We start from the raw sequence: 12,792 nt of genomic DNA on the forward strand, positions 1-12,792 counted from the left end.
TTTTAATAAATTATTTAAATGCCATTCTAATTTTTTCTACCAACCCGGTAGTAATCATTTCCCTGGATTGGAGAACCATATTTTTAACAGCTAGCGGACTGGAAATTCCGTGTCCGATAACAACTGGAGCGTTAACACCTAAAACCGGACTTCCACCGTACTGTTCATAATTAAAACGATCGAAGAATTCATCTTTAAGTCCTTTTTTGATGGTAAGTACGTAAAACGATTCTGCTAATTTAAGCATTACATTTCCGGTAAAGCCATCGCAAACAATTACATCCGCTTTTTCATTAAATAAATCCCTTCCTTCCACATTACCCACAAAGTTGAACAGGTTGCTTTCTTTCATTAACGGAAAAGTAGCCATGCTAAGCATGTTTCCTTTTTCATCTTCTTCACCAATGTTCATTAAGGCAACCTTAGGATCGTTAATCTGCAAAAGATTTTCTGCATATAAACTGCCCAGAACGCCAAATTGTAATAAAATATCGGGTTTACAGTCGGCATTTGCACCTACATCTAAGAGTAAGCCTGTGCCGCCTTTAATTTTGGAAGAATTGTACATAAACAAGGGCGGATGATGCCCGGGATGGTTTTAACGCTAAATACAGCGCCAACCAACATGGCTCCAGAGTTACCTGCACTTGCAAAAGAATCGATTTTACCTTCTTTTAAAAGGTTAAAACCAACTGCTATGCTCGAATTCGGTTTCTGAACGATTGCTTTGGTGGGATGTTCGCCCATACCAATTACTTCATCAGTATGAACGTATTCAAAATGATCTGGATTAAAACCTTCTTCTGCAAGGATGGGTTTAATCTGTTCGGTATCGCCAATAAGAACTAAATGCTCTCCAGCGTTAAGCGATTGATGAGCAGCTATTGCTCCCAAAACAATTGCTTTGGGAGCATAGTCTCCGCCCATTATGTCGAGGCCTATTTTCATAGAAAAAATCTGTTTGTGTTAAGTCAGGTGTAATCCTGAATTTTTCAGTTGACTAAGGTATGACTAAAGCCGCTGAAAACACAAACAATTTTTTAAGAAAATTACCCTATCTGAGTATTTTCGATAACCAGTTTGCCGTTGTAGTATAAGTTACCATCAACGTTGTAAGCACGGTGAGGTACGTGGATAGCACCTGTTGCCGAGCATGTTGCTAAAGAAGGAGTAACAGCTTTATAGTGCGTTCTTCTTTTATTTTTTCTCTGTTTCGAGATCTTCCGTTTTGGATGTGCCATTGCTGTATAATCTAATTATTTTTTTAACTTATTAAGGGCTTCCCAACGTGGGTCGCTTGTTTGTTCATTTTCTTCAGCCTGCTTTTGGATAGATAACTGATTTAAGCGGTCAATCATTTCCTGATCGCAATCTTTACCTGCCTGCTCGCAGTTTTTGATATAAGGTACCGCTACGTTAATCATCTCGTATAAAGGCCCCGATATATCAATCTCGGTGTCTTTTCGGCTTAATGAGATAATTTCTTCATCATCACTTTCCAGTTCATCTTCAGCAAACTTTACAATCTGCCTTTCGTAAAGGTTTACCGGGTAAGCAAATTCTGATAAACATTTATCGCAATCTAAATTTACGGTACCAATAACTTTGAATTTTAGGATCAACATGGTCTCTTGTTTCTCAAGTTCCAGGTCTACCTTTAAATTTCCACTTTTGATTAGCGAGTACTCAAATGCATTAAAAAAGGTGTCATCAAGCTCATAATCAAACTGATGAGATCCCAATTTTAATCCGGTAAACGGTAATGAAAATTGTTTTAGTGGGTTCAAAGTACTATAAAATTTTAGCCTGCAAATGTAGGGATAAAATAATTAGATTAAAAAATGTTTTTTAAAAATTGTTGGCGTTAACTCTTGATTTTTAGAGCTTATAGGTTTCTCAAGGCTATAAGGTCTGCAGAATGATTAGCTGGCCAGTACCATTTCTTTATTATTCCTGCTCCATTCGCTCCACGAGCCTACATAGAGTTTAGGAATGGGCAGGCCTGCATAATCCATAGCCAAAAGGGTATGACATGCAGTAATACCCGAACCACAGTGTACAATTACATTTTCGGGCTTTACATGTGCCAGGGCTTCTTCGTATTTTTCTTTTAATATTTCAGGAGCAAGGAAAGCACCGTTTGCATCTAAGTTTTCGGTATAAGGAATATTGGCCGCTCCAGGGATATGGCCTGCAATTAAATCAATAGCTTCAGTTAAGCCTGCAAAACGATTGGCATCGCGTACGTCGATCACAATGTAGTTATCAGTTTTAGCTACTCTTTCTACTTCATTGATGTTGGATAAAGGCAATGCCCATTCTTTTACTTGGTATGGTTCAACCGATTTTGGGATCTCCACTTTATCGGTAGTCGGAAAACCTGCTTTAACAGCCGCCTGAAAGCCGCCATCAATAACCTGTACTTTTTCATGACCGATTGCTTTCAACATCCACCAGAGCCGCGCAGCTGCATTACCAGCATTTTTGTCATCGTATATAATAACATGGCTATGTTCAGTGATCCCGAGTTTTTGTAGCACATTGGAAAACTGTTCAGAAGTTGGTAATGGATGACGTCCGCCAATTGCAAAATCGCCAATGCTGGCTAAATCTTCATTTACATCGGCAAAAAGCGCTCCAGCCAAATGTTGCTCATCATACCTTGCTTTTGATCCGGCGCTGGCATCAATGATTACGATTTCATCATCCTGGTTTAACCAGGTTAATTCTTCGGGTTTTATAATTGGGGATAATTTTGTACTCATATTTGTTTTTTGGGTTAACTGATGTTATTATAATTCCAGCAATTAATGTTGGAAGCCATAGTATGAAAGAATAATATCCAATCTTTGCTGTTATAAAGGCTATGTCGCCTCGGTACGAAAAAAGTACTGCACAGAAAATCCCCATTAACACACTTACAATAATTAATATAATTCCTGTTAGTCGCATTTAGATTGTTTTTTTAGCAAAGCCCATAGCCCGAAAACTGGTCCAATTGCAAGCACCATATAAAGATATTGAATATTAATCTGTTTTGATAGTAGATTAAGTGACTGGATACTAATGATCGTGATGGCAAAGCCGATGCAATTAACCAAAGTTAATGAAGTCCCTCTCAAACTTTCGGGTGCGTGTTTGGCAATTAAGGAAGAAAATAGTGGCGAATCGGCCGTGCCGGATAAACCCCAGCAGAATAAGAATATCAAAAAAGAATAGACTGAGCAGCTAAATAGAAAAACAGGGGAGAGCAAGCAACATAAGCCCGATATTGTTAAGGCGATAGTGGCAATCCGTTTTGCGCCGAATTTTTGTGAAAGCAAACCGCCAATCATGCAAGATAAACCTCCTGATGCGATAATTAGGAACGAAAACAGCGGTATATTTAAAGTTGTATGTACATGTTAGTGTTGTAAAGCAGTAGCATGCCGGGTAAAAAAGCCCAAAAGGTATAAAGTTCCCACATGTGCCCGAAATAGCCGAAAGCGGCGGACCGAAAACCTGGATTTTTAAAGCCATCGAAACAAGAGCGGAAATTGAATTTTTGTCCGGCAGTTCTAAATGGACCATTTGGTACCAGCCATAAAATACAAAGCGCACCAATTAGAGATAAACCCGAAGTAGCGAAGATTACATATTGCCATTTAAAATTTCCTGTGAATGTCTTTAGGAGATGTGGGAAGGCTGTGCCTAAAACCAACGCACCTACTAAAAAGCCCAGCGATTTGCCGAGGCCTTCTTTAAAGTAATCGGATGCTATTTTCATCCCAACGGGATAAATGCCTGCCAGCATAAATCCAGTTAAAAAACGAAAAAACAACAATAAATGGATATTATATAATTCAAGACAGATGCCCAGATTAAATAATGCAGCAGTAATTCCACAGGTAAAAAACACTTTTGAGGGTGAGAAGATATCGGAAATGGCAAAAAATGCGAAGACTAAAGTGCCGCTGATAAAATCGAACTGCACCATGCTGGTGAGGTTAGCCAAAAGGTTCGCTTCGGTAGGGAAGTTTTTAACGATATCGAGTACTACAGCATTGCCTGCAAACCATAAAGAAGTGCAGAGAAACTGCGCAATAACGATTGTTGGGAGAATATGATTGCTTGCTTTTACGCTTTTCATTTTTTAGTTTACAGCACAATTTTGACTAAAATAAACCTGATAGAAGTGGAAATCTTTTTTGTTGCTGTGCTTCGACAAGCTCAGCATGACAATCAGAAAAAGATTGGAACGGATAGCAGGGCTTTCAGAACCGATGGAACACAAGGCCTTGCTTTGCAAAAAAAAAAGTTGACCATCTAAGCCACCTTAGTACATCTGGGTTTAATACATCTTTGGTCTTTCAGCTTTACTTTTTCTGCTCCTTTTAAGTCCGGCTTCAGGAGTCCGAAGTCAGAGGCCAAGTTTGTTTAGCCTGTCATTTATCTGCTTTGGCCTTTCAGCTTTAGTCTTTCTGCCTTCTACCTTAAGAAGCATCATCCTTAATGTCAAATTGAGTTTCAACCACTTTTCCACCTGTGCGTAGTTGGTTGCCCAGCATTTCCTCTTGCTCGCGGCGGTTTTTTACAATGTGAATGGCTGAAAATAAAGCTTCGGTAAAGGAAGTCGAATCAGCTAAATTTTTTCCTGCAATATCATAACCTGTTCCATGATCGGGAGAGGTGCGGACGAAGTTTAAACCAGCGGTATAATTTACGCCATTATGGAAAGCTAATGTTTTAAAAGGAATTAAACCCTGATCGTGGTACATAGCCAAAACAGCATCAAACTGTTTGTAGCTACCATTACCGAAAAAGCCATCAGCAGGGTATGGACCAAAACATACAATGCCTTTGTCGTAAGCTTCCTGGATGGCTGGCGTAATAATTTCAGCCTCTTCGGTACCCAATAAACCATTATCGCTGGCGTGTGGATTTAAGCCCAAAACAGCAATTTTCGGTTTTTCGATCCAGAAGTCTTTTTTAAACTTTCGTTAATCAGTTTTAACTTATTTACGATTTTATCTTTCGTAATTGCCGCCGGAACATCTTTCACCGGAATATGACCTGTTACAACACCTACCCGTAGATTTTCGCTGATCAAAAACATCAGCACATCTTTACTTCGGCTTTTTTCCTGTAGATATTCGGTATGGCCGGGAAAAGCAAAAGTATCTGATTGAATATTATGTTTGTTAATTGGAGCAGTAACTAAAGCATCAATATCACCGTTTACCAGATCGGCTGTTGCACGCTCTAGTGATAACAAGGCATATTTTCCACCCGTTGCCGTAATCTGACCCAATTCAATTTTTACATCTTCTTCCCAGCAATTGATCATGTTCGCCTTTTTTGGCAATGCCTGATCGGCATGACTAACTACATTAAAACTGAAATCGCCCAGGTTATTCGCTTTTCTATGAAAAGATGAAACTTTGGTATGACCATAAACAATTGGTGTACAATAATTTAAAATTGCAGGATTGGATAATGTTTTAATGATTACTTCTAAACCTATGCCGTTTATGTCGCCTATACTGATGCCAATTTTAAGTTTATTGCTCATAATTACTGGAAAATTTTAGCGCAAATTACTGATTTTCGATTAAAGACTTTAAAAAAAATGAAACCCTAAAGAACAGAGATTGATTCGCAAAGAAATAATAAGCCTATCTTTGCGTTCATAGCGCCGAATCTTAGCGCCCTTTGCGGTTAAGATATTTGATTAATTTTGGGGTATGAGTTTAGTAAAAGCAAAAAAACATTTAGGTCAACATTTTTTAACCGATAAAGGCATTGCTAACCGCATTGTTGAGGCCTTGATAAATACCGACAAATACCACCAGGTTTTAGAGGTTGGGCCGGGGATGGGCATCTTATCTGATTTTTTACTGCAGCGAAAAGATTTAGAAACTTACCTGATCGATATCGATACCGAGTCTTTCCATTTTTTAAATGAAAAGTATCCTCAACTTGGCGAGCGCCTGATTAATGGCGATTTTTTAAAACTTGATTTCGATGCTATTTTTCCTGGTCAGTTTGCCATTATTGGTAACTTTCCATACAATATTTCATCACAGATTTTATTTAAGATTTTAGATAACCGCAACAAAGTGGTAGAAATGGTGGGTATGTTCCAGAAAGAAGTGGCCCAACGTTGTGCAGCACTCGCGGGTAGTAAAGAGTATGGTATTTTGAGTGTGTTCCTGCAGGCTTATTATAAAATCGAATACCTGATTACCGTAAAACCCGGTACTTTTAATCCGCCGCCAAAGGTACACTCTGCCGTAATCCGTCTAACCCGCAACGAAGTGGAGAATTTAGATTGTGATGAAAAGTTATTCTGGCGCGTAGTTAAGGCAGGTTTTAACCAGCGAAGAAAAACCTTGCGTAATGCGGTTTCAGCAGTGATGCCAAAGGATAAAATGGACAATCATATTTATTTCGAAAAGCGTGCCGAGCAGCTAACCGTTGCCGATTTTGTGGCATTAACGCAGCATGTGAGTGGATTGATGGCAGTTTAGTGATACAATCATCATCCTGACCTGTAGCGCAGCGAAAAGCTACGAAGTAAACCGAGCCTTAAGCGAACTCACCGAAGGTAATTTATTTCAGGATCTTTTTTGAAACGCAATTTTAGAGATATGGAAAGCAAGTTTCTGTTGTCTTCGGTTGCTGTAGCCCCGCTTTTCATTCCAAGTCCGCACTCGTACTTCGCTTACGGGCTTTCCATTTCAATCCCTTATGTTTATGTCATTCTTGATACTGCCTTAAACTAAAGTGTTAATAGCACTATTACGAACATTGCCGGAAAGACAATTTAAAATCTTTGTAATCCCAAAATCTGTGCAATCATACGCTTGCGTTTTCTTGCAAAATCATGATCATTTTCAGCTAATTTCTCCTTTCCTTTGCGCTGTAATTTTAAGGAAACCATGATAAATTATCGCGAAATTTTTGAACAACAAGGTCTTGATTATTTAACCTACCGTGCACTGATTGATCAACTTCTGTTAGAGGGAAAGGCAACTGGCGACGTCACTTACGATTTGCACTATACTAAAATGAATGTGCAAAGGATGAGTCGCGTGGATAAAACGATCAGCTTAAATGATGAGTTGGTATCAACTATTGAACATCTTCAAGAAAATTATAAATTTCTGGTGATTACCGAAGGCTGGTGTGGCGATGCTGCACAAATTGTTCCGGTGTTTAATAAAATCGCAACTGCATCGTTGGGTAAAATAGATTTGAAATTTGTGCTTAGAGATAAAAATCTGCCTTTAATCGATGCACATTTAACCAATGGTGGAAGGGCTATCCCGGTTTTAATTGTATTGAATGAATCAGCAGATCAAGTTTTAGCAACCTGGGGGCCAAGACCACAAATTTTACAGGAACTTTTAAAAGAATGGAGAAAAGAAAGTACTGAAATGCCAGTTTTAGCAGAAAAACTTCATGGCTGGTACGCTAAAGATAAAACGCAAACCACACAGGCTGGGTTAAATGAGCTTTTAAAAGGATTGGAGAGTTAATTTTGTGGAATAGTCTTCATCTCGACTGAAACGCAGTGAAATGGAGAGATCTGCCTAGATAGATTTAGCTTCGCTGAGCACTCCGTGGTTCTCGACTGCGTTACCGATGTAAAATCGGTACAGGTAGCACTCCGCTCGAAATGACAATATTGCGAGAATAATTCTCGGGAGTAATCTTTTAATCAACAGAAACAGTTAATCCTTCTTGTTGTAAAATTTTACGGTATACTTCCATCTCTGTAAATGATCCTTCTAAAACAGGGCATTTACCTTCATTATGCACTTTCCATGCAATTTTTTCGGCCTGCGATTCGTTATAATCCAGGTATTTCATCATGCAGTAAATCACATGATCAAAGGTATTGATATCATCATTCCACAAAATAAGGCGGTGTACGGTTTTTAGGGAAGTTAAAATTTCTTCGAGCGTAAAGGTCTCTTCTTTGGTTTCTGTAGACATGGTGCAAAAATAACTATTTTTATGTAAGATATAATAGTTTTAATGTAAGATGGAATAGGTAAAATAGATGAGGTGCAGTAACATAAGTCTATACAACATCTTACATCGTACATTTTACATATCTTCCATCTCTTTTAATACATTTGTTAACCAAATTTATAAAAAACACGAGCATGCACCAGTCTAAAATTGCGGGAATAGGTTACTACGTTCCTAAAAATGTATATACCAACGATGATTTAAGCCGTTTTATGGATACCAATGATGCGTGGATCCAGGAGCGTACGGGAATTAAAGAGCGCCGTTTTGCCGATCGCAATGAGGAAACCACCACTACAATGGGCATTGAAGCCGCCAAAATTGCAATCGAAAGGGCTGGGATTACCGCTAAAGATGTCGATTTTATCGTTTTTGCTACCCTTAGTCCAGATTACTATTTCCCAGGTTGTGGCGTATTGTTGCAACGCGAAATGGGCATGGGTGAGATCGGTGCTTTAGATATCCGAAATCAATGTTCTGGCTTTGTATATGCCCTTTCGGTGGCCGATCAGTTTGTAAAAACTGGCATGTATAAAAATGTTTTGGTAGTGGGAAGCGAGAAACACTCATTTGCGATGGATTTCGAAACCCGGAGCCGTAATGTATCAGTAATTTTTGGCGATGGTGCTGGTGCAGTAGTGTTACAGCCTACAGATGAGCCGGGAAAAGGGATTTTAAGTACACATTTACATAGCGATGGTGCCGATGCCGAAATTTTGGCCATGTATTATCCAGGTTCTCATGCCAATAAATGGTTAAAAGATAAACCTGCTTACCCAGAGCAGGAATTGGGTGGGTTATTTATGACGCAGGAAATTTTAGAAAGTGGTGCCGCGTTACCTTATATGGATGGTCCGGCAGTTTTCAAAAAAGCGGTAGTGAAATTTCCCGAGGTAATTAAAGAGGCTTTGGCTGCTAATCATTTAACTGAAAAAGATATTGATATGCTGGTGCCACACCAGGCAAACTTACGTATCAGTCAATACGTGCAACAGTTATTGGGTTTAAACGATGATCAGGTTTTTAATAATATCCAAAAATATGGCAATACTACGGCAGCTTCCGTGCCTATTGCTTTATGCGAAGCCTGGGAAGCTGGTAAAATTAAAGATGGAGATTTGGTATGCCTCGCTGCATTCGGATCGGGCTTTACCTGGGCTAGTGCGCTGATTAGGTGGTAACTCATAGGTTCGTCATTTCAAGCAAAGAGCAACGAAGTCGAGAAATATGGCCTTTGATATGACCTAAACACTTTATTTACCACTAAGAAGTTAAGAACATTAAGGTTTTATCACATTTTCTTAACTTCTTAATAATAAAAACAATCTATTGTGCTTTAGGCTTAATAAAATCTCCTAAATAACTGCATTCTCCTGCTGCAATAGCGTAAAAAGGCGTTTTGTTGTAGTTAAGTCTTAATTCTTTGAGATAAGGGTTATTATAATTGGCCTTGATAAAGTTTTTCCATTTTACATCGGTTTTATCGTAATAATAAAACGATAATGGATTCGCATTCATAATAATCTGCTTTTGCAAACATTTAGCCAGCATAAAAGTACATTTTGCCTTAAAATCGGCATCAGTGCTTAAGGCCCTGGCTTTTAAATACCATGCTTTTGCGGTTTGTGCTTTTTTGTAATCCCCATCGTACACATATTTCGCTGGGTTGCTGTTATCGTAAGATGACCAATCGTAACTGATCAGGAACCAGCTGTTGCCAAAATAACCTGTCTGATAAACGGCATTGGCCATTTTGTAATAATAAAGCGCAGCATTCTTTTTATCGCTCACCGTTAACTTCTGCAAGCGGAGCATTTCTGCAGCAAAAGCCTTTTTGGTAATAGACGCTTTGGCTGTTACATATTTTTAGGGAAATCGTTAATGGTCTCAATAAAAGGATTGGCATATAATTTAGCATTGGCTTCATCTGCATACCAATTATCTGGATTAAAATATTTGTAGCCTGCTGAAACTTTTGCAAACATTTGTACAGCTTTATCATATTGATGCGTACGCAGATAAGTAGTGCCATAAAGCTCATAAAAATCATCGTTTTTAAGTTGATTTAAAGCCGAAGCCAATAAACCGGTAACATCATTGCCTGATGCCTTTGTCTTATAAACGGCTAAACCCTGCATACTTTTCGGACTTAAATTTTTCTGCCAAAAAGCGATACTCTGGTAGCTCATATTCTGGAAAAGAGAGTTCTCTTTCATGGTTTTAAATGTTAGATCACCTTTAACCATTGCTAGTGCTGCTTTTGCCGTATCGCCCATGTTCAAATAAGCTGGTGCCAATATTTGTTGGTAGAAATTCCTGGTGGTTCTGCTAAAGCGCTTTTCAGCCTGATCGCTATCGTAATACTGTCCGTTTGACTGATTTTTATTTTCTGCGAAACGTTTTTCGTCCAGCCATTTTAAAGTAGGCAATAGGTCATTTTCGTTAAAAGGATTGCCTTTTTTGATGTTTTTAGCCTTAATTAATAAATCGGTAATGCGATATTGGTCGCGCAATCTTTCTGGTAATTTATCAGGTTTTAATAGCGCAAGGTAATTTGAAGCCATGAAATCTTTATTCTCCATCCACGATAAGTAGGCAGCTGTTAATGTACCCAATTCTGGCTGTGGATATTTCTTCTCCGTGGCCAGTTTTACGGCAAAATTCCTGATTTCATTCAGGTGTTTTAGATTAACTGTTTTTAAACTGTCCTTATACTTAGGATTGCCGTTATCAGAAAAGTAATAATTGTAACCAATTTTGGCGATGTCGTTCGCTTCGATAAGGTCTTGTTCCAATTTATTTACTTCGCGCACCAGTAATGTTCCGTTCAGCTGACTTTTAGGTTCATACTGATAAACTTTATTTAAACTTTCCATACCCGAATCGGAATTTCCGAAACCATTTATTGCCCAGATATTCGCTTTTTCATTATTGGTTTTAGCATATTTTAAGGCCCCGTTAACAGGAGTGCTGTTGTAGTAATAGTTTTTATAAGCTTGCACCCTCCGTTCCGGATTGCTTGCAAAAACTTTTGAAAATAAAAAGGCAGATTCTTCGGGATTTCCCAACCTGCGGGTAGATCCGGCATATAATGCCAATGCCCAGCCTTTGGCCGCACTATTTACCTTGCTGTTTCTAATGTATTTATCGTAAGTTGATTTACTTTCGGCATGGTAACCGGCAAAGTGGAACATCCGCTCAGCCTGATAAGCATAACGTAATTTCAGAAAATCATTCTTTTCAGCTTCTGTTAATTGTAATGCTTCTTTAGCTTTTGAGCCCATTGCTGTAGTATCGCGTGGTTTTGGATCCCAAAGACTAAAATCTACATTGGCCAGGGGTTCGCAGCTCTTAGCAAACAGGTAATATTTTAAAGATTCTTTACGTTTGCTTAAAGCCTGCATAAAGCTGTTCTGCTGTAAACTGTCTGGCAATTGCGAAAGGTTGCCATCAAAATTAACCAGTTTTACACCGGTAGCGCTATCGGTTTTGTACATTACTTTTAGCACATCCTCCTTTTTAACATTGAGGTATTTCGCCCATTCGCGGCTGTTAATGTCAGGCTCACTTTCAATATCGGTTTCACTGTTGAGGTAAACCATTTGATTATAAGCAAATGGCGAATATTCATCTCCTTCTATATTGTTATGGAAATAGGAAATGTAATAATCGTAGGGATCTATCTCACCTCCACAGGCAAGATTCACGGCAATTTCGCCGAAAAAAGTAATCAGAAATACACTAAAAATTAGCGATAACTTTTTGAAGGTTTTCATTGGTAAAATGTTTTAATAGGTCGGTGTCTAAATGGTAGAAAACGAGATTCCGCTCTCTTGGGGCTAAAGATCGGGATAAAAATTTAGAGGTAACAAGTAAATCTTCAGGAGAAATTTGCTCCCATCTTACTATATCGTCTTTTTTTAATCCAGCGGCAGGGTAATCAACCAAAAGATCGTAAAGGATGGAATTTTCCTTTCGCTTAAAAAGTTTTTTGTCGTCGATCTGAATTTTACTGATCCGTTTAGAAATACCCGCATATTGCCCGTTCCTGAATACCACCGCCCATTCGAAAATAGGCAGAGCTACATCAAGCGGCAATGGATATTGTGATAAATAATCTTTTAGGTAAAGATCCATTTCGTGTTGGTCCAATATGGAGTTTTGCTCGCCATATTTACGCAGGTTGCCCATGTTGTAGCACATTAAAATAGCCTTTTCTACTGGCGGTACACCACTTGATACAATGTTTTTAACCTGATGAAGGCGCAAGGTTACCGAAATGGTTTTTCCCTTTAAAAGCGGTCTTGCCTTTAACTGTTCGAGGAATTTAAAATACCTGTTCCTGGTGCCTTTAGTCCAATCGCAATCGATCTGAAGTTCGTGGTAATTTTGTTTTCCGGCCTGTTTTACTTTAGCCTCTACAAATTTGGCAATGCGATCGGCCATCACCACAGTCTGCATGGTGTCAATTTTGTTAAAAACCTGGTTAACAATAAACACTACAGGTATAATATTGGTGTGTTTGGGGATTGAATCCGAGAATTTAATTGGCGAAACAGGTACGGGCAGTTGCAGATCGGGATTAAAATCTACATCCATGATCCGCACATACAAAGAGTTGGATTTAAACTGATCCAGATAAGCGGTTTCTTCTTTTTTATTCTGGTAATCCGTCTTCCAATAATAAAAAGTAGGATGCACGATTGATTTTTGCTTACAACCAAGGAAGAGAAATACAAAAATCACTAAAATACTTATCTTGCGCATAATAAT

The 12,792-nt window shown here is 38.7% G+C and carries 12 protein-coding genes and 2 pseudogenes; 3 read left to right on the plus strand and 11 right to left on the minus strand.

Annotated elements, in window-relative coordinates:
• Window positions 1-10: 10 nt before the first annotated feature.
• The 7 genes and pseudogenes from plsX to pdxA all read right to left on the minus strand — a co-directional run bounded on the left by plsX (window position 11) and on the right by pdxA (window position 5,551).
• Window positions 11-948, minus strand: a pseudogene (plsX, locus tag ACQ86H_RS03305) (phosphate acyltransferase PlsX).
• A gap of 101 nt (window positions 949-1,049) precedes the next feature.
• Window positions 1,050-1,241, minus strand: coding sequence for a 50S ribosomal protein L32 (gene rpmF, locus ACQ86H_RS03310; protein ID WP_025143959.1), 192 nt, complete (start codon window positions 1,239-1,241; stop codon window positions 1,050-1,052).
• A 15-nt stretch (window positions 1,242-1,256) separates the two neighbouring features.
• The gene (locus ACQ86H_RS03315) at window positions 1,257-1,787 is read right to left on the minus strand and encodes a YceD family protein (protein ID WP_138818720.1); all 531 of its coding nucleotides are present in this window, start codon (window positions 1,785-1,787) and stop codon (window positions 1,257-1,259) included.
• A gap of 135 nt (window positions 1,788-1,922) precedes the next feature.
• On the minus strand, window positions 1,923-2,765 hold the full coding sequence (locus tag ACQ86H_RS03320) for a sulfurtransferase (protein WP_431293854.1): 843 nt from the start codon (window positions 2,763-2,765) through the stop codon (window positions 1,923-1,925).
• Window positions 2,766-2,942: 177 nt separating this feature from the next.
• A complete protein-coding gene (locus ACQ86H_RS03325; RefSeq protein ID WP_431295331.1) occupies window positions 2,943-3,383 on the minus strand; it encodes an MFS transporter in 441 nt (146 codons plus the stop codon).
• A 2-nt stretch (window positions 3,384-3,385) separates the two neighbouring features.
• Entirely contained in the window at window positions 3,386-4,129 is a 744-nt protein-coding gene (locus ACQ86H_RS03330) for an MFS transporter (protein WP_431293855.1), read from the minus strand.
• Between the two features lie 343 nt (window positions 4,130-4,472).
• A pseudogene (pdxA, locus tag ACQ86H_RS03335) lies at window positions 4,473-5,551 on the minus strand (4-hydroxythreonine-4-phosphate dehydrogenase PdxA).
• A gap of 172 nt (window positions 5,552-5,723) precedes the next feature.
• Here pdxA and rsmA point away from each other — a divergent pair.
• Both rsmA and ACQ86H_RS03345 read left to right on the plus strand, forming a co-directional pair.
• On the plus strand, window positions 5,724-6,509 hold the full coding sequence (gene rsmA, locus ACQ86H_RS03340; RefSeq protein ID WP_431293856.1) for a 16S rRNA (adenine(1518)-N(6)/adenine(1519)-N(6))-dimethyltransferase RsmA: 786 nt from the start codon (window positions 5,724-5,726) through the stop codon (window positions 6,507-6,509).
• A 411-nt stretch (window positions 6,510-6,920) separates the two neighbouring features.
• Window positions 6,921-7,520, plus strand: a complete 600-nt coding sequence (locus tag ACQ86H_RS03345; protein ID WP_431293857.1) for a thioredoxin family protein — start codon at window positions 6,921-6,923, stop codon at window positions 7,518-7,520.
• Window positions 7,521-7,698: 178 nt separating this feature from the next.
• Here the strand turns inward: ACQ86H_RS03345 and ACQ86H_RS03350 are convergent, their stop codons facing one another.
• Entirely contained in the window at window positions 7,699-7,980 is a 282-nt protein-coding gene (locus tag ACQ86H_RS03350; RefSeq protein ID WP_025143968.1) for an ATP-dependent Clp protease adaptor ClpS, read from the minus strand.
• A gap of 173 nt (window positions 7,981-8,153) precedes the next feature.
• Between ACQ86H_RS03350 and ACQ86H_RS03355 the strand changes: the two genes are divergently transcribed.
• On the plus strand, window positions 8,154-9,200 hold the full coding sequence (locus ACQ86H_RS03355) for a 3-oxoacyl-ACP synthase III family protein (protein ID WP_138818714.1): 1,047 nt from the start codon (window positions 8,154-8,156) through the stop codon (window positions 9,198-9,200).
• A gap of 145 nt (window positions 9,201-9,345) precedes the next feature.
• Here ACQ86H_RS03355 and ACQ86H_RS03360 read toward each other — a convergent pair whose 3' ends face one another.
• Genes ACQ86H_RS03360 through ACQ86H_RS03370 form a run of 3 tightly spaced genes read right to left on the minus strand, consistent with a single transcriptional unit; the run spans window position 9,346 to window position 12,786 of the window.
• The gene (locus ACQ86H_RS03360) at window positions 9,346-9,825 is read right to left on the minus strand and encodes a hypothetical protein (protein ID WP_431293858.1); all 480 of its coding nucleotides are present in this window, start codon (window positions 9,823-9,825) and stop codon (window positions 9,346-9,348) included.
• Between the two features lie 50 nt (window positions 9,826-9,875).
• Window positions 9,876-11,795, minus strand: coding sequence for a hypothetical protein (locus ACQ86H_RS03365; protein ID WP_431293859.1), 1,920 nt, complete (start codon window positions 11,793-11,795; stop codon window positions 9,876-9,878).
• Window positions 11,761-12,786, minus strand: coding sequence for a hypothetical protein (locus ACQ86H_RS03370; RefSeq protein WP_246862655.1), 1,026 nt, complete (start codon window positions 12,784-12,786; stop codon window positions 11,761-11,763). The genes ACQ86H_RS03365 and ACQ86H_RS03370 overlap by 35 nt, the downstream gene beginning before the upstream one ends.
• Window positions 12,787-12,792 lie beyond the last annotated feature (6 nt).

Source organism: Pedobacter sp. P26 (assembly GCF_050632135.1).
Classification (GTDB): domain Bacteria; phylum Bacteroidota; class Bacteroidia; order Sphingobacteriales; family Sphingobacteriaceae; genus Pedobacter.